This is a genomic window from Chryseobacterium sp. GTID13 (genome assembly GCF_056172655.1).
Genome location: NZ_JAOCMB010000002.1, coordinates 1,017,122 through 1,039,178, shown reverse-complemented (window position 1 = coordinate 1,039,178; position 22,057 = coordinate 1,017,122). Strand labels below are relative to the sequence as shown.

The 22,057-nt window shown below is 38.4% G+C and carries 20 protein-coding genes and 1 pseudogene; 13 read left to right on the top strand and 8 right to left on the bottom strand.

Annotated features, from left to right (window positions below; translation table 11 throughout):
- Window positions 1-3 precede the first annotated feature (3 nt).
- The 5 genes from N4G44_RS05225 to N4G44_RS05205 form a co-directional block, all read right to left on the bottom strand.
- Entirely contained in the window at window positions 4-1,872 is a 1,869-nt protein-coding gene (locus N4G44_RS05225) for a M1 family metallopeptidase (RefSeq protein ID WP_474924915.1), read from the bottom strand.
- A 152-nt stretch (window positions 1,873-2,024) separates the two neighbouring features.
- Complete coding sequence (locus N4G44_RS05220) at window positions 2,025-2,852, bottom strand: endonuclease/exonuclease/phosphatase family protein (protein WP_474924912.1); 828 nt, start codon at window positions 2,850-2,852, stop codon at window positions 2,025-2,027.
- Window positions 2,853-3,179: 327 nt separating this feature from the next.
- Complete coding sequence (locus N4G44_RS05215) at window positions 3,180-5,378, bottom strand: M1 family metallopeptidase (RefSeq protein WP_474924910.1); 2,199 nt, start codon at window positions 5,376-5,378, stop codon at window positions 3,180-3,182.
- A gap of 249 nt (window positions 5,379-5,627) precedes the next feature.
- A complete protein-coding gene (locus tag N4G44_RS05210; protein WP_474924908.1) occupies window positions 5,628-6,509 on the bottom strand; it encodes an SDR family oxidoreductase in 882 nt (293 codons plus the stop codon).
- A 220-nt stretch (window positions 6,510-6,729) separates the two neighbouring features.
- On the bottom strand, window positions 6,730-7,137 hold the full coding sequence (locus N4G44_RS05205; RefSeq protein WP_474924906.1) for a DUF1573 domain-containing protein: 408 nt from the start codon (window positions 7,135-7,137) through the stop codon (window positions 6,730-6,732).
- A 169-nt stretch (window positions 7,138-7,306) separates the two neighbouring features.
- On the opposite strand from N4G44_RS05205, the gene N4G44_RS05200 reads away from it, so the two are divergent.
- The 3 genes from N4G44_RS05200 (at window position 7,307) to N4G44_RS05190 (ending at window position 11,688) form a co-directional block, all read left to right on the top strand.
- Window positions 7,307-8,554 carry a sensor histidine kinase gene (locus N4G44_RS05200; protein WP_474924905.1) on the top strand — a complete coding sequence of 416 codons (1,248 nt, stop codon included), beginning with the start codon at window positions 7,307-7,309 and terminating at the stop codon, window positions 8,552-8,554.
- Between the two features lie 18 nt (window positions 8,555-8,572).
- On the top strand, window positions 8,573-9,259 hold the full coding sequence (locus tag N4G44_RS05195; protein WP_474924902.1) for a response regulator transcription factor: 687 nt from the start codon (window positions 8,573-8,575) through the stop codon (window positions 9,257-9,259).
- A 248-nt stretch (window positions 9,260-9,507) separates the two neighbouring features.
- Entirely contained in the window at window positions 9,508-11,688 is a 2,181-nt protein-coding gene (locus tag N4G44_RS05190; RefSeq protein ID WP_474924899.1) for a GH92 family glycosyl hydrolase, read from the top strand.
- A gap of 94 nt (window positions 11,689-11,782) precedes the next feature.
- Here the strand turns inward: N4G44_RS05190 and N4G44_RS05185 are convergent, their stop codons facing one another.
- Window positions 11,783-12,091: a winged helix-turn-helix transcriptional regulator gene (locus tag N4G44_RS05185; protein WP_474924898.1), complete on the bottom strand. Its 309-nt coding sequence runs from the start codon at window positions 12,089-12,091 to the stop codon at window positions 11,783-11,785.
- Between the two features lie 174 nt (window positions 12,092-12,265).
- Here N4G44_RS05185 and N4G44_RS05180 point away from each other — a divergent pair, with 174 nt between their 5' ends.
- Both N4G44_RS05180 and N4G44_RS05175 read left to right on the top strand, forming a co-directional pair.
- Complete coding sequence (locus tag N4G44_RS05180) at window positions 12,266-12,505, top strand: NAD(P)H-dependent oxidoreductase (RefSeq protein WP_474924896.1); 240 nt, start codon at window positions 12,266-12,268, stop codon at window positions 12,503-12,505.
- An 8-nt stretch (window positions 12,506-12,513) separates the two neighbouring features.
- Window positions 12,514-12,867: an FMN-dependent NADH-azoreductase gene (locus tag N4G44_RS05175; RefSeq protein WP_474924895.1), complete on the top strand. Its 354-nt coding sequence runs from the start codon at window positions 12,514-12,516 to the stop codon at window positions 12,865-12,867.
- 64 nt (window positions 12,868-12,931) lie between these two features.
- On the opposite strand, the gene N4G44_RS05170 is transcribed toward N4G44_RS05175, so the two are convergent.
- Entirely contained in the window at window positions 12,932-14,269 is a 1,338-nt protein-coding gene (locus N4G44_RS05170; RefSeq protein WP_474924894.1) for a dihydroorotase, read from the bottom strand.
- Window positions 14,270-14,468: 199 nt separating this feature from the next.
- On the opposite strand from N4G44_RS05170, the gene N4G44_RS05165 reads away from it, so the two are divergent.
- The 8 genes and pseudogenes from N4G44_RS05165 (at window position 14,469) to ribA (ending at window position 21,514) form a co-directional block, all read left to right on the top strand.
- Window positions 14,469-15,890, top strand: a complete 1,422-nt coding sequence (locus N4G44_RS05165; RefSeq protein ID WP_474924892.1) for an oligosaccharide flippase family protein — start codon at window positions 14,469-14,471, stop codon at window positions 15,888-15,890.
- Window positions 15,891-16,046: 156 nt separating this feature from the next.
- Window positions 16,047-17,063: a sugar phosphate nucleotidyltransferase gene (locus N4G44_RS05160; protein WP_474924890.1), complete on the top strand. Its 1,017-nt coding sequence runs from the start codon at window positions 16,047-16,049 to the stop codon at window positions 17,061-17,063.
- A gap of 107 nt (window positions 17,064-17,170) precedes the next feature.
- The gene (gene lolB1, locus N4G44_RS05155; protein ID WP_474924888.1) at window positions 17,171-18,016 is read left to right on the top strand and encodes a lipoprotein insertase outer membrane protein LolB1; all 846 of its coding nucleotides are present in this window, start codon (window positions 17,171-17,173) and stop codon (window positions 18,014-18,016) included.
- Window positions 18,013-19,572 (top strand): annotated as a pseudogene (locus N4G44_RS05150) (murein hydrolase activator EnvC family protein). The gene lolB1 and the pseudogene N4G44_RS05150 overlap by 4 nt, the downstream one beginning before the upstream one ends.
- 30 nt (window positions 19,573-19,602) lie before the next feature.
- Window positions 19,603-19,818 (top strand): twin-arginine translocase TatA/TatE family subunit, encoded by a 216-nt coding sequence (locus N4G44_RS05145; RefSeq protein ID WP_034702992.1) that lies wholly within the window; start codon window positions 19,603-19,605, stop codon window positions 19,816-19,818.
- A gap of 15 nt (window positions 19,819-19,833) precedes the next feature.
- The gene (locus tag N4G44_RS05140; RefSeq protein WP_474924885.1) at window positions 19,834-20,448 is read left to right on the top strand and encodes a DUF4254 domain-containing protein; all 615 of its coding nucleotides are present in this window, start codon (window positions 19,834-19,836) and stop codon (window positions 20,446-20,448) included.
- A 219-nt stretch (window positions 20,449-20,667) separates the two neighbouring features.
- Window positions 20,668-20,901 carry a hypothetical protein gene (locus tag N4G44_RS05135; RefSeq protein ID WP_474924884.1) on the top strand — a complete coding sequence of 78 codons (234 nt, stop codon included), beginning with the start codon at window positions 20,668-20,670 and terminating at the stop codon, window positions 20,899-20,901.
- Between the two features lie 16 nt (window positions 20,902-20,917).
- Window positions 20,918-21,514: a GTP cyclohydrolase II gene (gene ribA, locus N4G44_RS05130; RefSeq protein WP_474924881.1), complete on the top strand. Its 597-nt coding sequence runs from the start codon at window positions 20,918-20,920 to the stop codon at window positions 21,512-21,514.
- 63 nt (window positions 21,515-21,577) lie between these two features.
- On the opposite strand, the gene N4G44_RS05125 is transcribed toward ribA, so the two are convergent.
- Window positions 21,578-21,973 (bottom strand): hypothetical protein, encoded by a 396-nt coding sequence (locus N4G44_RS05125; protein WP_474924880.1) that lies wholly within the window; start codon window positions 21,971-21,973, stop codon window positions 21,578-21,580.
- Between the last annotated feature and the right edge of the window lie 84 nt (window positions 21,974-22,057).

Below are 22,057 nucleotides of genomic sequence, written 5' to 3'. Positions count from 1 at the left end.
TCTTTATTTTAATGCTTTTGTATTATTTTCAGGAGTATAATCCATAAAGATATCTCCATCCAAAGTTACCGACTTTATTTTCTTTTTAATAGGAACGGTAAGATCCGCCTGCTTCTGATTCTTTTCCCACAGACCCGGCGAAAAATGAAGCCTTTCCACAGATCCGTCCTCATAATTAAGAACAGCATCAAAAGGAATGGCAAAACCTCCTACATTATCCACGTTGACCGTAAGGAGATCATTAAGCTGAGAAGCACCGGTTATTTTCAAATCAATATAGTTGTTCGTATAAAACCAGTTTTGAAAGAACCAGTTCAGATTTTTACCGGACCCTGTATTCATTGAATTAAAGTAATCCCATGGAACAGGATGTTTCCCATTCCAGTTATCCATATAGTGAAGAAGTGCTTTTTTAAACAGGTCGTCTCCTAAATAATCTTTTAGTGCAAGATAAGACAGGGACGCTTTTACGTAAGAATTATTTCCATACCCGGCTCCGCTTACCTGCGTACTCATGGTAATCACCGGCTGATCCTGCTCGGCAGAAGCATCGTTGATCCATCTTTTAACCCTGAAGTTTTTATAAAATTCCTTTGCAGCAGCTTCTCCGTTTTCATCAATTCCAATCAGATATTCCAGTGTGGTAGCCCAGCCTTCGTCCATAAAGGCATAACGGGTTTCATTGATTCCCATATAAAAAGGGAAATAAGTATGGGCAATCTCATGATCTGCCGTAAGACGCGCATCACGAAGATCATCCGGAATACTGGTATCATTAATCATCATTGGATATTCCATATCTGCATACCCCTGGATAGCCGTCATTACATTATACGGATATTCCACGCCCGGCCATTTTTTTGAAAACCAATCCAGATTATAACGCATCCATTCTACATAATGCTCAAAATCCTTGGCTCCGTTTTTATAACCTGCCTGTACGCTTGCCCTTTTTGTTTTTAACTGAACACTTGAAGCATCCCATTCATAATGATTACTCATTGCAAAGCAGAAATCTGTAATATGGTTAGCTTTGAATTTCCAGGTATTCCATTTGTTTTGTTTGGTTACCTTTCCGGATCTCATTTCCTGCTCGGAGGCAATATGAACCACTTTGTCGCTTTTAAGAGAGGATTTATACCTTTTTAAATATTCCGGCTGAAGCACAGCATCAGGATTCAGAAAATCTCCGGTTGCCCATACGACAAAATTCTTCGGGACAGAAATGGCAAAACTATAATCATTAAAATCATTATAAAACTCCTGTCGGTCGGAATGAGGAAGCATATCCCATCCGTTGTAATCATCATACACGGAAATTCTTGGGAAAGAATAAGCGACGTAAAAAGTTTCGGGATCTATCTGCCCTTCTCTTCCGCTCTGCACAGAAAGAGGGTATTCCCATTCTATCTTTACCTCAGCTTTGGCTCCGGCCTTAAGCACTTTATTCAGCTTTACCTTCTCTACGGTTCCCCAGTCGTCGCTGTTGACCTGATATTTTTCTCCGTTTACAATAAATGATTTAATATGCAGGCCGGAAGACAGAAAATCTTTAGATACAAAACCCGATCGCGGAGACTGAGGCTTATGGAGGTTATTCACAAACCTGATAGCCAGTTCCTGAAGGGCATCCGGGCTGTTATTGGTATACATGATTGTTTCTTTTCCTGAAACCGTTTTGGTTCCGGCATCCACTTTTACTTCTACATTATAAATTCCTTTATTCTGCCAATAGTTTTTACCCGGCGCCCCGGAAGCATCACGGGTTCCTTTTTCATAGGCTTTTTTAATATTCCTTGGCATATACAATTCCTGTGCAGAAACCTGTTGCATAGAAACAGCAATTGCCAGAACATAAAGAAATCGTTTCATATCTAATTTTTAAAAATAAATATCAAAATTAACGAAAATGTAAGACCTGGCAACCATTTCTTTTTACAATAATGTTTTATGAATGAACCTAAAATAAAAACCAACTCCCGGAAGGAATTGGTTAAGCTATTTGGTTAATGTAAATCACCCCATTAAAAAGAAAGCTCTGTAAGAACCGGGAAATGATCTGATGGATACAGCAGATTTTCTCTTCTGTCATTAATATGTCTCTGGGATTTTATCTTAAAGCCTTTTACAAAAATATAATCGATTCTGTCTTTAGGAATTTCATTGATATTAAAGCCTGTGAATGTACCTTTTGGTCCGTAAGGTTTTGTTTCGGAATGATAGAAACTGTCATTTAAATTCTGTGAAAGGATCTTTATCGGTTCCGAATCATCTGTTAAATTAAAATCTCCACTTAAGGTAACCGGAAGGTTTCCAGGATTGATCTCTTTGATTTTTTTCAGAATAAGGTCAGCAGATTTTACTCTTGCTATATTCCCGATATGATCGAAGTGAAGGTTCATCGCTAAAAATTCCTTCTTTGATTTTTTATCTTTGAACACGGCATAAGTACAAATTCTGTTAAGGGCGGCATCCCATCCCCTCGAAGGTTTTTCCGGCGTTTCCGAAAGCCAGAACGTCCCTGATTTTACGACCTGAAGTCTGTTCGTATCATAAAAAATGGCAGAAAATTCGCCTTTTTCTTTTCCGTCGTCCCGTCCCACTCCTACATAATCATAATTCTTAAGGCCGGTCTTAATATCTTTCATCTGCTCAGGAAGTGCTTCCTGAACGCCGAAATAATCGGGATGATAATAATTTAATAAATCTGCAACATCCTGCTTTCTTTCCGTCCAGGCATTTTCCTTATCTGAAGTTACCTGCAACCTGATATTAAAGCTCATTACTTTAAGGTCCTGAGAGAATCCCAAAGCAAAGAACAGCAGGGATACGATTGAAAATCTGAAATTCATAACCATATTTTAAATTAAGTAACAAAAATAAAACATCTTTACGAGAGATGATGAAGGTTTGGAAATACATTATTGTTAATTTAAGGAGGGAAGCCGGAAGAGGGAGGATGGAGGTTATAATAGCCGGACAAGCAATCGAAGTCTAACTTTTATTTTAATTTTTTAATCTTTTTAATAATCTATCTTCTAATGATCACAACATTGAACTTTAGACACCACAGGGCATCCATCTTCCATCTTCAATCTTCCATCTTCCCCTTTCACCAACAAAAAACCTAAACTCCAGCATATGAAGTTTAGGCCTCTCAATATCACTTAAAGCTATGTTTATTCCTTGGTAAACTGGAACTCCCTTCCCGCCTGCTTAAAGGTAACAATCTTTTTATCCTTACTGAATTCCAGCGTTATAGCCGCCTCTTCAAAAGTAAAGACATTATTCCCTGCATATTGCAGTGGAAATTCCTGCTGATTTCCTGCCTTGGCAAAAAGCTGTCCGTTTTTATCAAAAAAGGTCAGTTTAATCGGATCACTTTTAGTAACGTAAGTCCCTGCAAAATCTTTTGTATTGATCTTATCAACCGGTTTAGTTTCTGCAGAAGGCCAGATATTGTTTTTTGCATTTACATCAGGAACCATCGCATCCGGATCCAGCATTACTTCAGCGATCTCTTTATTTGAATTCAACTTGAGCAGCCATTCCGTATTACGTTTCCAGACCTCAATCGGGATTTTTACAATCTGTTTTGTTCCATCTTTAAATTTCACCTGAACCGTTGTAGGCATCGGAAGCTGGCCAATATTTTCCACGGTGATCTGGGCACCGTTTTTAAAATCGCCATTGATGTATTTCACATCTTTAACCGATTGATCGATCTTCCATTTATTGATAAACCATCCTCTCCAGAACCAGTTCAGCTCTTCACCCGACACATTTTCCATGGTGTGGAAGAAATCCCAGGGTGTAGGATGTTTAAAAGCCCATCGGTCAACATAAGTCCTGAAAGCTTTGTCAAATTTTTCAGGGCCAAGAATAGATTCTCTCAAAATCTGCAACCCCATTCCAGGCTTGAAGTAAGCAAGAACGCCGATGCTTCTTTCCTTCATATTATCGGGGCCTACCATGATAGGCTCAATATTATCGTTCATCATAAAGCTTCCGGTTCTGGCAAGATCTTTCTTATGATAGTATTCGCCATTGTTGAAAGCCTTTGTCGATAATTCATTGATAAAGGTATTGAATCCCTCATCCATCCACGCAAACAGCCTTTCATTGGAACCTACGATCATCGGGAACCAGTTGTGCCCGAATTCATGATCGGTAACTCCCCAAAGGTCTTCACCGGCAGAGTCCATGTGGCAGAATACAATCCCCGGGTATTCCATTCCGCCCTCATTTCCTGCTACATTGGTCGCTGCAGGATAAGTATATTCATACCATTTCTGGGAATAATGTTCAATCGCGGCTTTTGTGTATTCCGTAGATCTTCCCCAGGCCTTTTCTCCAGCACTTTCTGCAGGATAGGCAGATATTGCAACGGATTTTTTACCACTCGGAAGATTTATTCTGGCCGCATCCAGAATGAATGCAGGTGACGACGCCCAGGCAAAGTCACGGGTCTGGTCTATTTTGAATTTCCATGTTTTAGTTCCGGAAGCCTGGTTTTTCCCGATTTCAGATTCAGGACGGATCATCACTGTCTTATCACTGTTTCTGGCTTGTTCCCAACGGTTGTTTTCTTCTTTGGTATAGACCTCTCTGGAATTCAGAAGTTCTCCGGATGCCACTACATAATGATTGGCAGGAACGGTAATGTTTGCGGTGATATTACCATATTCAAGGTAAAACTCAGAAGCACCAACATAAGGAAGAGTATTCCATCCCATTACATCATCGTACACGCACATTCTTGGATACCATTGCGCAATGGTAAATATTTTACCGTTTTTTGTCTTGCTCACGCCCATTCTGTCAGAGCCATATTCAGGAGATATAAATGAATATTCAATTTTAATTTTAGCTACACCGCCTTTTGCTTTCAGCTCTTTAGGAAGGTCAATCTGCATTCTGGTATCCGTGATGGTATATTTCACATCTTTACCATCCAGCTTTACTGATTTAATTTTATAACCTCCGTCCAAGTCTTCTCCGTGAGCTCCGTTCCTGCTGCCCGACGGCGGAACTACAGCATTACCCCGGGAATCTTTTGCAAATAAATTCTGATCCAGCTGCAACCATAAGAAGCTCAATTGGTCCGGACTGTTATTGGTATAGGTAATATCAGCTGTCCCTATAATTTCATTCTTAGCATCATTCAGGCTTACATTCAGGTTATAATCTGCTGAATTCTGCCAGTAAGCATGGCCCGGCTGTCCGCTTGCAGAACGGGTTTCCGTGCCTGTCTGGGGATAAAAGAAGGGCTTGAACGCTTCTACATAGCTGTATTTCGGGCTTTCCTGTGCTAAAACAGTTCCTGAAAAAAGGAATACTGCCGCTGCTGCAATAAGACGTGGAAGTTTATAATTCATTGGAAATAATTTATAAGATTTCTATGATAAGTTATAAAAAAACCCGGAATCGTTACAAATCCGGGATTATTTTATGAAAAATTTAAATTGATATGAGTTGGGGCTGATGATGGAAGCTGGAAGAGAGATGACGGAAGTTACTATTGGACGGTAATTTCTGATGATTATGAATCAATTCAAGATAAATAGAGTATCACTTTTCGGATTCTCAATAACCTCTTTCTTACAGCTTCCCGCTCCCCGCTTCTCTTAATTTGTTTTCTTTGCTTTGATCATTGCCTCCAGTGCATCCCACATTTCTTTCGGAATATCTTCAAGCATATTGAATTCTCCAGCTCCCTGAAGCCACTCTCCTCCGTCTATGGTTACCACCTCACCATTCATATAAGCTGAGTAATCTGAAACCAGGTAAGCCGCCAGGTTGGCAAGCTCCTGGTGCTCTCCCACTCTTCTCAAAGGAACTTTTTTCCTCATATCGAATTTTTCCTGAAGGTCTCCCGGAAGCAATCGGTCCCATGCCCCTTTGGTAGGGAAAGGTCCCGGTGCAATGGCATTGAAGCGGATGCCGTATTTTGCCCACTCTACCGCAAGAGATCTTGTCATAGCCAGAACGCCTGCTTTTGCGCATGCCGAAGGAACTACGTAAGCAGATCCGGTCCATGCATAAGTGGTTACAATATTCAGAACTGTTCCCGGACTTTTAGAATCTATCCAGTGTTTCCCAACGGAAAGGGTGCAGTTTTTAGTTCCTTTTAAAACAATATCCAAAATAGAATCAAATGCAGAATGGGTCAATCTTTCTGTTGGCGAAATAAAATTTCCGGCTGCATTGTTCAGTAAAATATCAATTCTTCCGAATTCTTTTAAGGCTGCTTCTTTCATCGCTTCCACCTCATCCCAGTTTCTTACGTCACACGCAACACACAGGACTTTTCCGCCGGTTTCCTCTTCGAGTTCTTTCGCTGTTCCCTGTAATTTTTCCAGATTACGGGAAGTGATCACCACTTTCGCTCCCAGCTGAAGAAAATATCTGGTCATCGCTTTTCCGAGACCGCTTCCGCCTCCTGTTACAATGGCTACCTTATCCTGTAATGCACCTTCGCGCAACATAGGCTGTGTATATAAATTCATATGATTTTATTTTTTCCTAAAAATACTAAATATTGAATTGATGCCATTTAAAATAACAGGATAAATCATAATGTCATAAATAGTTTTCTATCTTCTGTGCTCTTATTCATAAGAAAGGATAAAAATCAACCGCAGATCAGAAAAAAATACAAAAAAAACATCCCTGTAGTGAATTACAAGGATGGAAGGTCTGTTAAGACTATATAACTGTAAAATTTTATTAGGCAACTACTCCTTTGAAAGTAAGTGTTTTAGGAATTTTGCTTTCGCTGGTCGTAACGTTAACCGTTTTCATGAATGGTCCTTTGCTTGCTGCATTATAGCTTGCTTCTACAAATCCTTTTTTTCCCGGAAGAATCGGAGTTTTGGTATAATCTGCTGTTGTACAGCCGCATGATGGTGCTACATTTTCTATAACGATCGGCTTGGAAGAGGTATTGGTAAATTCAAATCTGATAAGTTTGGGTTTTCCCTGAGGAATATTTCCCACATCTATAGATTCTGATTTCCATTTAATAGCATCAGCGATACCTTTTACTACCGGATGGCTTTCGGAAGGAAATACATTGGCATAGAACGGGGAAAATGCTAAAACGGCCAAAAGCGCTGTAATTTTTAATTTTTTCATGATACAAATTTTAATAGTTAATAAATAACAGGATACAATTATTATGTTTTGATATAACAAATGTAATGCGGATGACAGATACAACTTGTTAACCGCTGTCAAACATTTGTTAACGAGTTGTTAATGATAAAAGATTAATAGATATTTTTGGATAATATTGTTTCTGAAAATGAAAATAAAGAAGCTCAATATTATAATAACACTCGGATTCATTGCTATTATCGGAATTTTAATAGCCCAGCTGCTCTGGACCCGTCAGGCTTATAATCTTGAAGATCAGAAATTTAATCAAAAAGTAAATATCGCTTTAATGGAGGTGGCAGAAAAACTGTCCGGCGGAAAAACCTCCTTTACTGAAAATCCGGTACAGACCATTGCAAACGATTATTATGTAGTCAATATCAATAATGAATTTCATCCGGTCGTTCTGGAACATTATCTCAGGACAGAATTCACCCGTTTTCAGATCAATACAGATTATGTATATGCTTTATACAACTGCCACAGCGATAAAATGATGTACGGAAAGTATATGTCTAAAAACCAGGAAGAACCCAGCGATAAAGTCATTAATTTTCCCAAGCATAAAAACCTGATTTATTATTTTTCCATACGTTTTCCCGACAAAACCTCTTACCTCATCAGCTCATTAAGGTTCTGGTATGTGCTTACTGCTGCGCTTATTATTATTCTGCTGGTCTATGTCTATTCCATTTATACTATCATTCAGCAGAAAAAATTCTCGGAACTGCAGCGTGATTTTATTAATAATATGACCCATGAGTTTAAAACTCCGCTGTCCTCCATCCTTTTAGCATCAGAATCTCTCAGCAAGCAGCCAATTGTACAGGAAAATTCCAGGTTGCAGACTTATACTTCCATTATTATCAATCAGAGCTACAAGCTCAACAGCCATATTGAAAAAATACTGAATATTGCCAAAAACGATTCTTCCGGACTGTCGTTAAAGCCTCAGAAAATAATACTTCTGCCGTTTATTCAGGAAATTGCCGATACCATCAGGCAAAAGAATGAAAACATGACGATTGATATAGAAATTGAAAGCCACCTCTCCGTAATGGCAGATGAATTTCACTTTACCAATATCATCTACAACATCCTGGATAATTCAATTAAATATTGTGAAACCCAACCTGTTGTGAAAATTTCATCCTATAAAGATTCAAAAGGTTTATATTTAAAGTTTAAAGACAACGGAATGGGAATTCCATCTAAAAATATTCCTCATATTTTTGAAAAATTTTACCGGGTACCCAACAAAAAGAATGATGAAGTGAATGGTTTCGGATTGGGATTGTTTTATGTAAAAAAAGTGGTACAGCAGCATAACTGGAAGATTTCAGTTGAGAATAATGCAGACAAAGGAATTACCATAACGCTCTTTTTTCCTGTTTAAATTTAATAATGTGTAAGTATGGAGAAATCTAAAATTTTATATGCAGAAGATGACAAAACCATCGCTTTCCTGATCCAGGACAGCCTGGAAAGTTATTACGACATCAACTGCTATTCGGATGGAAGATCTGCACTGGAAGCATTCAACAGCCAGAATTTCGACATCTGCCTGCTGGATATTATGATGCCGGAACTGAACGGTTTTGAGCTGGCACAGCAGATCCGCGATAAAAATTCGGAGATCCCCATTATTTTCATTTCTGCAAAAGCCTTAAAAGAAGACAGGATCAAAGGCTTAAAACTCGGGGCTGATGATTATCTGGTAAAGCCTTTCAGCATAGAAGAATTAATCCTGAAAATTGAAGTATTTCTGAAACGCACCAAAAGAACAGATATCTCGCCGCTTAAATACAAAGTCGGAAGATATGATTTCGATCCTAAAAACTATACCCTTCAGGATGCAGAAAACAGCATTACTTTAACCCAAAGGGAATCTGAACTTCTTTTATATTTCATCCGGAACAAGAACATGGTTCTGAAAAGACAGGATATCCTTAAAGCGATCTGGGGCGATGATGACTATTTTATGGGCCGAAGCCTGGATGTATTTATTTCCCGTCTGCGAAAAGTATTGGCCGATGAGCAAAACATCCTGATCGAAAATCTACATGGAATTGGCTTCCGGTTTTCGGAAAAGGGTTTATGATGAATCTGATTTATTTCCGAATCATTAAAATATATTAAGTTATTAAGGGTATTAAGAATTTCTTCAAATCTTAAATCAATAAATGATACTTCTTGATTTTTAATTAATTTAGCCTTTGAAAATTTGCCATTAATGAAAAATTACGGAACAACTGTTTTTCTATTCCTTCTTTTTTTAGTTTACATTTTAAAGCTCAAAAATTTGAAAAATTAATACAATACGTCAATCCATTCATCGGGACGGAAAAAATGGGTCATACGTATCCTGGGGCAACTGTTCCTTTCGGTGCGGTACAATTGAGCCCGGAAACCGATACCATTTCTTACGAGCTTAACGGAAAATACAACGGTGAGGTGTATAAATACTGTGCAGGCTACCGTTATGAAGACAAAACTATTGTAGGATTCAGTTCAACGCACTTCAGCGGGACCGGGCATTCTGACCTTGGAGATTTTCTGATTATGCCAACCGTTGGAAAACTGCAATTAAATCCCGGAACTGCATCAAATCCTGAAAGCGGTTACAGAAGCAGGTTTTCTCATCAGAATGAAAAAGCTGAAGCAGGATATTACCGGGTAAAACTGGACGATCATAATATTCTGGCAGAACTTACTACTTCAACGAGAACCGGAGTTCATCGCTATACATTTCCAAAATCCGACCAGGCACATATTATTTTAGACCTTACTGCAGGAATTTACAACTATGACGGTAAGAACATCTGGACTTATGTACGTGTAGAAAATAACGGTACAGTCACAGGATACCGCCAAACAAACGGCTGGGCAAGAACCAGAACGGTTTATTTTGCCATGAAATTTTCAAAGCCTTTTAAATCATACGGCCAGAAAAATTTTGACGGTCAACAGGCTTACAAAGGATTCTGGAGAAAATTCGACCAGACCAAAAATTTCCCTGAAATTGCCGGCAAAAACCTGAAAATGTATTTTGACTTTGATACTCAGGAAAACGAAGCTATTGAAGTAAAACTGGCCATTTCTCCCGTAAGCCAGGCCAATGCACTGGAAAATCTGGAAAAAGAAACCGGGAACCAATCTTTTGACCAGGTAAAAACCAAAGCTCAGGAAGACTGGAATAAAGAACTGAATAAAATTGTTATTAAAGGTTCTGATACAGAAAAAACAAACTTTTATACCGCGATGTACCATACCTTTATCAGTCCTACAACCTACATGGACATTAACGGCGAGTACAAAGGTTTAGATCAGAACATTCATAAAGCAGAAGGTTTTACGAATTATACGACATTCTCCATCTGGGACACTTACCGGGCCCTTCATCCTTTCTTTAATATTATCCAGCCCAAACGGAATAACGATATGGTTAAATCTATGATGGCGCATTATAACCAGTTTTCAATGAAAATGCTTCCGATATGGTCCCATTACGCCAACGACAACTGGTGTATGAGCGGTTATCATAGTGTAAGTGTGGCAGCTGATGCGGTGATCAAAGGAAATTACACCGGTGATCCGAAGGAAGTGCTGAAAGCCTGCATTGCAACAGCCAATAAAAGAGATTATGAAGGGATCGGATATTATATTGATATGGGCTATATTCCAGCAGAGAAAAACGGAACTTCAGTTTCAAACACTCTGGAATATGCTTATGATGACTGGGCTATTGCACAGCTGGCAAAACATTTGGGTGAAACGGAAATCTATAACCAGTTCACCAAGCGTTCTGAAAACTGGAGAAATAATTTCGATCCGAAAGAAGGATTTATGCGTCCAAGACTAGCAGACGGAAGCTTCAAAAAAGATTTTGATGTATTAAGCACTCACGGTCAGGGCTTCATTGAAGGAAATTCCTGGAACTATAGTTTTTTTGTCCCACAGAATCCTGATGGTTTGATCCAGGCGATGGGCGGAAAGAAAAAATTCGCTTCAAAACTGGATCAACTGTTTACGATGCATCTTCCTGATGAATTTTTTGCAGATACGGAAGACATTACCCGCGAAGGAATTATCGGCGGCTATGTTCACGGAAACGAGCCGGCCCACCATGTTGCCTATTTTTATAACTGGGCAGGACAGCCATGGAAAACCCAGGCTCAGATCAGACGCATTCTTGAAATGCAGTACAAGGCAACGCCCGACGGCTTGGGAGGAAATGATGATGCAGGGCAGATGAGTGCATGGTACATTTTAAGTTCACTCGGCTTTTACCCTGTAGCACCGGGATCTGAGGATTATGCCATCGGAAGCCCGGCTGTGGATTATGCAATTTTAAACCTGGAAAACGGCAAAACCTTTGAAATTGAAACTGTGAATCAGAGTCCAAAGAATGTATATATTGAAAAGATCCTTCTGAATGGTAAAGAAATTAAAAACTTTACCTTGAAACATTCAGAAATCATGAATGGCGGGAAACTAACATTTTATATGAGTGCCAAAGCGAAAAAATAATTTCCTGATTGCATCAGAATGATCATAAAATCTAAAAAACATAAAAAACATAAAAAACAAAGGCTGCAATTCGCAGCCTTTGTTTTTTATACGGTTAAAAATCTTCTTTAAGTTTTCTCTTGTGGGTTCTCCCCCATTCCGAAAGAGACATAATAACGGGTTTCAGGGTACGGCTGTAATCTGTCGAAATATATTCCACAACAACCGGTGTCTGCTCGGCATGCACCACCCTTTTCACAAAACCGTTCAATTCCAGATCTTTCAATTCATTGGAAAGCACCCTAGCCGATATTCCACTGATTGCTCTCTGCAATTCATTAAAACGGATGTTTCCGTTTTCCTGCAAGACAATAATGATCTTCAGCTTCCACTTTCCACCAATCACGTAAATTGCATCTTCCACAGCAGAAAGATTTTCGGAACATTTACTAGTAAACACATGTTTTTCTAAAACAGCAGAATTTTCCATAGCGACTCAATTTAACTAATAAAAAGGTTAGTACTAACCTTTTGTTCACTACTAACTTTTGATAAGCAAATGTACATAATTTTGCTAAAGAAATTTTAATTAAAAAAAATGAAAAACATACTTCACATTATTTCAAGTCCGAGAACTGAAATATCTGCAAGCAGAAAACTGGGCAATGCCGTTATCAAAAAAATTCAGGAAAAATATTCTGATGCCGTCGTAAAAGAACGTGACCTTACCAAAAATCAGGTTCCACTTTTAGAAGAAGTACACATTAATACTTTTTTTCACCTGAAGAGAGTCATTCTTCTGAGCAGCAGGAAATCAACAGATATTCCCAGGAATTAATTTCAGAATTGAAGGAGGCAGATATTATCGTGATCGATTCTCCTATGTATAATTTTTCGATTCCTGCTACCCTTAAAGCTTATTTTGACTTTACTTCAAGAGCAGGATATACGTTCAGATACGACGAAAATGGTCCTAAAGGGCTTTTAAACAACAAAAAATTATACATTGCTTTTACTTCAGGAAATATTTATTCGGAAGGTCCGTACCAGATCTATGATTCTAATGTACCTTACATTAAAAACATTTTTGGTTTTTATGGCGTTACAGATGTAAGTGTTTTCCGTGCAGAAGGCTTAGCTATCCCGGGAATTCAGGAAACTTCCCTGGAAAAGGCCATTGAAGGAATTACTATTGATTAATTTTTGAAAACGAATTGTTAGAAAAACAAAGCCCTTTCAAAATTTGAAAGGGCTTTGTTTTTATTTATTCCTGAACTTCAAAAAGCAAACGCTCTCCGAATTTTTGCTCGTTTATTTTTCCGTTGTCATAAACAAGATGTCCGTTCACAAAGGTATGCGTCACTTTAGAATGCAGGTTCATCCCTTCCAGAGGGCTCCATCCGCATTTGTAAAGAATATTGTCTTTGGCTACGGTCCAGTCTGTATTTAAATCAGCCAAAAGAAGATCCGCTTTATAACCTTCTCTTACAAATCCTCTTTTTTCGATTCTGAAAAGTATCGCAGGATTGTGGCTCATCTTTTCAACGATTTTTTCCAGGGAAATTTTTCCGTTTCTGTAGTTTTCCAGCATGACCAGCAATGAATGTTGTACCAAAGGTGCTCCGGAAGGGCATTTTGTATATACATTCTGTTTTTCTTCAGCCGTATGGGGCGCATGGTCGGTAGCTACCACGTCAATTCTTCCGTCAAGAAGAGCTTCCCATAATGCATCTTTGTCTTTCTGGGTCTTTACGGCAGGGTTCCATTTGATCAGAGAACCTTTGGTTTCATAGTCCTCATTAGTAAATGTGAGGTGATGAACACAAACTTCAGCGGTAATTTTTTTATCTTTTAACGGAATATCATTTCTGAACAGTTCCATTTCTTTAGCGGTTGAAAGGTGAAAGACGTGCAGCCTTGCCCCTGTTTTCTCTGCCAGTTCAATAGCCTTTGAAGAAGATTTATAGCATGCCTCTTCACTTCTGATCAGATGATGGAATTTTACCGGAATATCTTCCCCGTATTCATCCATATATTTCTGGGTATTGGCTTTGATGGTTGCTTCGTCTTCGCAGTGAACGGCGATCAGCATTTTGGTACTGCTGAAGATATTTTCAAGGGTTTCGGGATTGTCTACAAGCATGTTTCCGGTAGAAGACCCAAGGAATAACTTAATTCCCGGAACGTTTCTCGGGTTGGTCTTTAAGACTTCCCCCAGGTTATCATTAGTCCCTCCCATCATAAAGCCATAATTAGCATACGCCTTTTGAGAGGCAATTTCGTATTTATCGGACAGTAATTCCTGGGTAACTGCATTGGGAACAGTGTTGGGCTGATCAATAAAACTGGTGACCCCTCCTGCGATGGCTGCTTTTGATTCACTTTCAATATCGCCTTTATGCGTCAGGCCTGGATCCCTGAAATGCACCTGGTCATCAATTACCCCCGGCAGAAGATATTTTCCGGAACCGTCAATAATCTGGTCTGCTTCTTCAGTAATACCGGAATCTATCCTGGAAATCAGGTCATTTTCTATTAAGATATCGCTTTCAAAGATTTTACCTTCATTGACGATCTTTACATTTTTGATTAGGGTCTTCATTTTTTACTTTTTATAGAAATTAGAGGCTAAACATAAGAAGTTAGAAAAGATGAATTATGGTCTAAATAACAAACCAATAATTTCTAACTTCTAATATCTAACCTCTATAAATAGCAAAATTAAGGTTTATGAATGAATTTTAATGTTGCCGATTACAAATCAATTTCTAAATATTTACATTTGCATAAAATTTCACACATTGAAAAAACTTCTCAACGAGACTATTATATATGGAATTGGGGCGATCATGCCAAGAGTTATCCTGTTCATTCTTAACCCTTTATATATTAATCAAATTAACAATAAGGATTTCGCCATATTTTCAAACCTGTATGCTCTTATTTCTTTTGTGAATATTATGCTTTCCTTCGGTTTTGAAACTGCGTTTTTCCGTTTTTCGGCGGATAAAGACAATGAAAAGAAAACATTTAATACTTCATTCTGGTTCTTATTCGGTTTATCTACTGTTTTCCTTTTAAGCTTACTGATTTTCAGTCAGCCGGTGGCAGACCAGCTGGGATACTCATCCAATCCGGAATATATCCGGTGGTTTGCATGGATTGCCTTTTTCGATAACCTGTGTGTTATTCCTTTTGCATGGCTCAGGTTCAATAACAAACCTATAAAATATTCTTTGGTAAGGGTTTTACAGTCTCTTTTTCAAACTGTGATCACCGTTGCTTTATTCTTATACATTCCTCTGAGCATTTCTCAGGGTTTCGGACTGAAAGAAAAGGTATCGTTTCCTTTTTACAGTAATCTTGCTGCAAGCTTCCTAGGCTTTCTGCTCCTGCTTCCTGTTGTTTTCAAAGTAAGATTTCAGTTTTCCACTGAACTTTTCAAAAACATGATCAAATATTCCTGGCCGGTGATGATTGCAGGAATGGCCTTTATGGTCAATGAAAATTTCGATAAAGCTATCCAGATCTACAATATTCCGAGTGAAGATGCCGGAGCCTATGGCGGATGCTATAAATTAGCTGTTTTAATGACATTATTTGTTACTGCATACAGAATGGGAATCGAACCGTTCTTTTTCAAGCAGATGAATAATAACAATGCGAAAAATACCTATGCTAAAGTAACAGAATATTTCACATTCTTTGCCTCAACAGTGGCCATGGGAATTATCGCCAACATTTCCTGGCTGAAGCAGATCCTTATTCCTAACAGCAGCTACTGGACCGCTATCGACATTATCCCGATTATTGTTATCGCCAATCTCTGCTTTGGAATTTACTATAACTTTTCCACATGGTATAAAGTAACAGACAGAACTAAAGTAGGAACTGTGATTTCCTGGCTGGGAGCCATCCTTACCATTGCCTTAAATCTACTGTTCCTGAGCAAATATGGGTTTATGGTTTCTGCATGGGTAACCTTTATTGCGTATTTCGTGATGATGATCACTTCTTATCTGTTAGGGCAGAAATATTACCCTATCCCTTACCGTATCAAAAAAATGACCTTATTCCTTGGATTGCTGATGCTCTTCAGCTTTGTAATTGTTTATCTGTTCGATTATAATTTCTGGGTAGGAAATCTTTTATTTCTTGTGTATGCAGGAGTTTTAATCTACTCAGAAAAAGATATGCTGCTGTCAAGAATCAGGAAAAACTAATTATGGCCTCTAATTTGATACTACTGAATTCTTTAAAAAAAATTAATCAGGTGATGAATTAAAGATGATAATTATTAGGATCAGCAATGATTTTTATGATTAACTTTAAGCCTAAACAAATTATAAAATAACAAATAAAACATTGTCATATAATCTATGAAAATAATTGTTCCTATGGCTGGACGTGGTTCCAGATTACGTCCACATACTCTGACAGTTCCAAAACCTCTTATTCCGATTGCAGGAAAACCTATCGTACAGAGACTGGTGGAAGATATTGCTAAAGTGGCAGGTGAAAAAATTGAGGAAGTAGCATTTATCATTGGGGATTTCGGACCGGAGATTGAAAAATCTCTGCTTCAGATCGCTGAAAAGCTGGGAGCAAAGGGCAGCATATACTACCAGAACGACCCACTTGGTACCGCACATGCTATTAAATGTGCAGAAGATTCCATGCAGGGAGATGTAGTGATCGCTTTTGCAGATACACTTTTCCGTGCAGATTTCCAGCTTGACAAAAATTCCGACGGAGTAATCTGGGTAAAAAGCGTGGAAGATCCGTCTGCTTTCGGAGTTGTAAAATTAGATAACTACGGTTTTATTACAGATTTCGTTGAAAAACCTCAGACTTTTGTATCAGATCTTGCCATCATCGGTATTTATTACTTCAACAGTGCTGAAAAACTGATGAACGAGATCAACTATATTATGGATAATGATATTAAAAACGGAGGTGAATATCAGTTGACGACCGCATTGGAAAACCTCAGAGCAAAAGGAGCCAAATTCACTTTAGGAAAAGTAAACGACTGGATGGACTGCGGTAACAAAAATGCCACCGTAGAAACCAACAGCAAAATCCTTGAGTATGAAAGAGAAGAGATGCTTAACTACCCGGCAACTGCGGTTATTGAAAATTCATTGATCATTCAGCCATGTTTTATTGGGGAAAATGTAAAGATTTCCAATTCTAAAATTGGTCCGGGAGTTTCGTTGGGAAATAATACGATCATTGTGAATTCCAATATCGAAAACTCTCTGATCCAGGAAAATACAAGGATCAATCACGGAAACCTTTCCAATTCCATGATCGGAAATTCTGCACAGTACTTTGGAGTTTCCAGAGAGATTTCTTTAGGAGACTATTCTGTTTTAGATTTTTTATCTAAATAAGATCAGAAATATTTAATATAAAACAACATACGTCCGGACCACACAATATTTCTTGTGTGGTTTGGCGTTAATATTGCAGCGTATTTTTTTAATTGAAAGATAAATACATGAAAAACTGGATCCCGATACTTCTTATATTGCTTACCCTATCCTCTTGTAAAACAAGAAATGCCGCCAAAAACAACAACGGTAATACCAAGGACAGCACCATCGTAGCAGATAACAACGGAAATCCCAAAGATGTCAATGAACCGGTAAGAGATAAACTTACCTTCTACGAGCATGTAGTTACTCCACTGAAATTCGATCAGGTAAAGATTAATAGTAAAGTTAATGTAGAAACAGGAAACTTCATCCCAACCCTTGATGCTGTAATTTATATTGAAAATAACCAGAAGGTATGGATGAATCTTCAGGCATTTTTCTTTACCGTTGCCAAAGGGATTGCCACCCCTGAAGGGATCAAAGGACAGGACAAAACCAGCAAAACCTATATAGATTCGGATTTTGATTATTTAAATAATCTTCTTAATGTCAATTTCATCGATTACAAATCGCTGGAAAAAATACTGATGGGAAGAACCTTTGTTAAAATCAGTGATTCCCAGTTTACCCTGACCAAAAATATGCAGGGCTTTAAAATGGTTTCCAATACCAGCCAGAAGATTGTAACAAATGAAAAAACCAGGGAATACAAAATTGCTCTTCAGTACGATAACAATTATGATCTTTTAAGCGTTAATTTAAAAGATGTTCTATCTCCTGATGAACTGGAAATCTCTTACAGCAACTGGAATGAATACAATGGAATCCGCCTTCCGAAAAATGTTAAAATAATTATAAAAGGATCAAAATCTAGCCAAATTTTACTGGAAAACACGAAATTTGACTTTTCGAGGATGGAAACACCTTATTCTGTACCATCCAGTTATAAGAAAATTGAGATTAAATGATTAAAAAATTTAGCTTTTTAATAGGTATTCTTCTGTTCGGAATTCATCAGGGACAGCAGAGCAAGGAACAGCTTCAGAAACAGAATGCCGATCTTAAAAAACAAATTGTACAGATAAATACAGACCTGGCGAAAACGAGAACTGAATCTAAACTTTCAGTCGCGTATCTTAATAATGTCAATAAAAAGCTCGTTCTGAGAGAAAAGGTCTACACCAATACTCAGAAAGAGAAAAGATTTATTGAAGATGAGATCTATCTGCGCCAGCTGGAAATCAACCGTCAAAACAAAGAACTGGCAGTTCTCAGAAAGAACTATGCCGAAGTTCTCGTTAATGCTTACAAAAATAAAGGGGTACAAAACAAAGTAACCTTCATTCTTTCATCCAAAAATTTAGGGGAAGCTATAAGAAGGGTTCAGTATCTGAAACAATATGCTGACTATCAGGATAAAAAAGCGGCAGAAATAAGCAATGCGGCTGCCCAGATCAAAAAATCAATCGCACAAAAACAGAATTCTGCAAGAGAAAAAGAAAACCTTCTGATCAATCAGCAGAAAGATCTGGCCACCATCAATGCTGAAAGAGCACAGAAAGAGCAATTGCTGGCAGATTTCAAGAAAAATGAGGCTAAACTTACGGTAGAGCTTAAGCAGAAGCAGGTTCAGTCCAAAGCTTTGGAAGGGCAGATCAGAGCCATTATTGCTGAAGAAATCAGGATAGCCAAAGCGGAAGAAGAAGCAAGAAAAAAGCCGAGGCGGAAAAGATCCGTATGGCTAAAATTATTGCAGACAGAGAAAAAGCAAGAATCGAAGCAGAAGCCAAAGCCAGAGCTGAAGCACTGGAAAGAGAAAGAAAACTTGCAGAAATTGAAGCTAAAAAAGCAGCAGATCTTGCCGCAAAAAGAGCTGAAGAAGAACGAAAACGCAATGAAGAGGCAGCAAGGGCAGAAGCCAATGCAAAAGATGAAGCCAGAAGATTGGCTGCGAAAAAGGCATCTGACGAAGCTAATGCCAGAGCAAAAGAAGCATCTGACAAACTTATCGCAGCAAGAGCAGCAGAAGCCGCACTGAACAAGAAAAAGAAGAAGAGAAAAAGCCGCTGAAACCAAAGCAATGACCAGCTATGGAGTGACCACAACTACCGGTAGCAGTTTCGCAGACAGCAGAGGAAGGCTTGGCTATCCTGCAGACAGAGCCGGACAGATTACCCACAGATTCGGTAGACAGCCCCACCCTGTTTTCAAAAATATTGTTGAAGAAAATACAGGAATTAAAATCGCTGTCCCTTCAGGCACCCGTGCCAAATCCGTATACCCGGGGTCAGTCTCTTCTGTATTGGCAAACAGTGACGGAACAAAAACCGTAATGGTGAAACATGGAAACTATTTCACAATTTATTCCAATCTGGGAAGTGTAAGCGTATCCAAAGGGCAGCAGGTTTCCTCCGGTACTCCGGTAGGTACGGTAGCCCAGGATTTCGACGGTTCTTATACCCTTGATTTCCAGGTATGGAACGGAAATACACCAGTTGATCCGTTAGGTTGGATTTCATATTAAAAAAGCGTAACTTTGCAAAAATCTTAAGAGATGAACACACTAACAATACTTGCCTTATCTTGGCAGCACATCCTTATCGTAGCAATTCTTTTGGTATTGCTGTTCGGAGGAAAGAAAATTCCGGAATTAATGAGAGGAGTTGGTTCAGGAATTAAGGAATTTAAAGATGCAGTGAAGGAAGAAGACAAACCAGGTTCTGAAAACAAAACCTCTTCTACCAATAACAATAACACTACCAGCAACTAAAATTCCTCAGAATTAATGAATTTTACCGAGACTGCATGGAAAGTCTTCAATCAATCTATTGAAGATTATCACGTGTCCGATGACGTTAACTCTCTAATTAATAACCCGTTTGAAAAAGACAGTTTGGAACGGATTTTGTATGCAAAGAACTGGATTGATACCGTTCAATGGCATTTGGAAGATATTATTAGAGATGAAAATATTGATCCCGCTGAAGCTCTGAAGCTGAAGAGAACGATAGATGCATCTAACCAGAAAAGAACTGATCTGGTAGAATTTATCGACAGCTGGTTCCTTACAAAGTTTGAAAATATAACTCCGAAACCTGATGCAAAAATCAATACAGAAACTCCCGCTTGGGCTGTAGACAGATTATCAATTCTTGCATTAAAGGTTTATCATATGTCGTTAGAGGCCAATAGAGAATCCGCTTCTGAAGAGCACCGTGCCAATTGCCAGGCTAAACTGGATGTACTGCTTACTCAGAAAGAAGACCTATCAACTTCTATAGATCAGTTGCTTGCTGATATTGAATCCGGTAACGTTAAGATGAAAGTATACAAACAAATGAAAATGTATAATGATGATAGTCTTAACCCGATCCTTTATCAAAAGGGGCAACAGAAATGAGAAAACAATTTTTTTTGGAGTACTACTATTAATCATAACTTCCTGTGCAACGGAGAAGCTTAATCTTTCCCCGTTGTCTAATAATTTTTATAGCGAAACCAAAGGTTCTGATTCCGACAGAGGAGCAAAAAAGGCTTTGATATCAACCTGAAAGAAAATGTAAACGCTTCTGAAATTTCAAATCTGATCTCTACTTTTCCAAAGTTTAAGAATAATGGTTTGAATGATGAAATAACCAGCTTGAAATACAGCCTTCAGAATTATCTTTACGCCATTGATGCCAATAACCCTGCGGGAAAAAGCAGATCCATTAAAAGTTTCGAAAAATCGTACAAGAAAATTCAAAAACTCAGACAGCAGCTTGACAAAGATGATGATGAAGTTCTTAACAGATACCTGGTTCGTCTAAAAACCAATATTTCTGTAATCGAAGATTCTTTAAAAGGAAATTAAAAACGAACCATTATTAATGATTAAAATTCAGGCAGAAGCCAATGTTCCTACAGAGCACGGCTCTTTCCGAATGATCGCTTTCTCCGAAAACGAAAACGACTGGATGCCGCATATGGCCATCGTAGCAGAAAATACAGATTTCTCAAAACCGGTGAACGTACGTTTCCATTCCGAATGCATTACCGGAGAAGTTTTCCATTCAAAAAAATGTGAATGCGGGCAGCAACTGGATGCCGCAATGAAATATACCCATGAGCACGGAGGAATCATCGTATATCTTCGTCAGGAAGGGAGAAATATAGGGATCATCAATAAACTTAAAGCTTATTCCCTTCAGGAAAAAGGTCTGGACACCGTACAGGCCAATCTGGAACTGGGACTTCCCGCTGATGACAGAAACTTCGGCGTAGCTATTGAAATCCTTAACCTTTTAGGGGTGAAAGATATTAATCTTCTTACCAATAACCCTGAAAAAGTAAAATATGTTGTAGACAGCAATATTCATCTTAATTCAAGGATTCCCTTACAGATTCCTGCCAATGAGATCAGTAAAGGCTATTTGCAGACAAAAAAAGATTTCTTCGGTCATTTACTCGATGATAATGACAATTAGATAAAAAATTAAAAGCTCCGGAGAATCTCCGGAGCTTTTTTTATAGATGATAGAATAGCCAGATTACTGCTTGGAAACAGACCAGCTGCCACTCCAATGTTGAAAATTCCATGTTCCGGACTTGGTATGCAAGCTTCCGTATAATACAAAACTTTTAGGGGAAGGTACAGGATTTAAAGCACCACTCGATCCCTGCAGTCCTGTGTAGTATACTTCCACCGTACTACCGTTTTCACCCCTTGTTACCTCAATACTACCACTTTTGCTTACATTTAAAATCAAAGTTCCGTTGACGGCATCTCCCGAGTAGGTTCCCACCCACTTTCCCATATAAGGAGACGTATAATTTTCTTCCGCATTATTCTGATCTATATTATTCACAATTTCACCGGCGTCAATGCATGATAAAAGAGATAATGGGACAATGATTAAAAATTGAAAATAAAGCTTTCTGATCATGAAATTATATCTTATTATTTATAACAATAAAATTAAACTTTTTTATCATCCACAAAAGATATTCAGTTTAAAATAAATCAAAAG

Coding starts and splice junctions, on each gene's coding strand:
- N4G44_RS05190 (WP_474924899.1), top strand. CDS start 9,508: ATGGGTCATACGTATCCTGGGGCAACTGTTCCTTTCGGTGCGGTACAA.
- N4G44_RS05200 (WP_474924905.1), top strand. CDS start 7,307: ATGAAAATAAAGAAGCTCAATATTATAATAACACTCGGATTCATTGCT.
- N4G44_RS05180 (WP_474924896.1), top strand. CDS start 12,266: ATGAAAAACATACTTCACATTATTTCAAGTCCGAGAACTGAAATATCT.
- N4G44_RS05215 (WP_474924910.1), bottom strand. CDS start 5,378: ATGAATTATAAACTTCCACGTCTTATTGCAGCAGCGGCAGTATTCCTT.
- N4G44_RS05160 (WP_474924890.1), top strand. CDS start 16,047: ATGAAAATAATTGTTCCTATGGCTGGACGTGGTTCCAGATTACGTCCA.
- N4G44_RS05210 (WP_474924908.1), bottom strand. CDS start 6,509: ATGAATTTATATACACAGCCTATGTTGCGCGAAGGTGCATTACAGGAT.
- N4G44_RS05195 (WP_474924902.1), top strand. CDS start 8,573: ATGGAGAAATCTAAAATTTTATATGCAGAAGATGACAAAACCATCGCT.
- N4G44_RS05125 (WP_474924880.1), bottom strand. CDS start 21,973: ATGATCAGAAAGCTTTATTTTCAATTTTTAATCATTGTCCCATTATCT.
- N4G44_RS05205 (WP_474924906.1), bottom strand. CDS start 7,137: ATGAAAAAATTAAAAATTACAGCGCTTTTGGCCGTTTTAGCATTTTCC.
- N4G44_RS05225 (WP_474924915.1), bottom strand. CDS start 1,872: ATGAAACGATTTCTTTATGTTCTGGCAATTGCTGTTTCTATGCAACAG.
- N4G44_RS05220 (WP_474924912.1), bottom strand. CDS start 2,852: ATGAATTTCAGATTTTCAATCGTATCCCTGCTGTTCTTTGCTTTGGGA.
- lolB1 (WP_474924888.1), top strand. CDS start 17,171: ATGAAAAACTGGATCCCGATACTTCTTATATTGCTTACCCTATCCTCT.
- ribA (WP_474924881.1), top strand. CDS start 20,918: ATGATTAAAATTCAGGCAGAAGCCAATGTTCCTACAGAGCACGGCTCT.
- N4G44_RS05170 (WP_474924894.1), bottom strand. CDS start 14,269: ATGAAGACCCTAATCAAAAATGTAAAGATCGTCAATGAAGGTAAAATC.
- N4G44_RS05145 (WP_034702992.1), top strand. CDS start 19,603: ATGAACACACTAACAATACTTGCCTTATCTTGGCAGCACATCCTTATC.
- N4G44_RS05140 (WP_474924885.1), top strand. CDS start 19,834: ATGAATTTTACCGAGACTGCATGGAAAGTCTTCAATCAATCTATTGAA.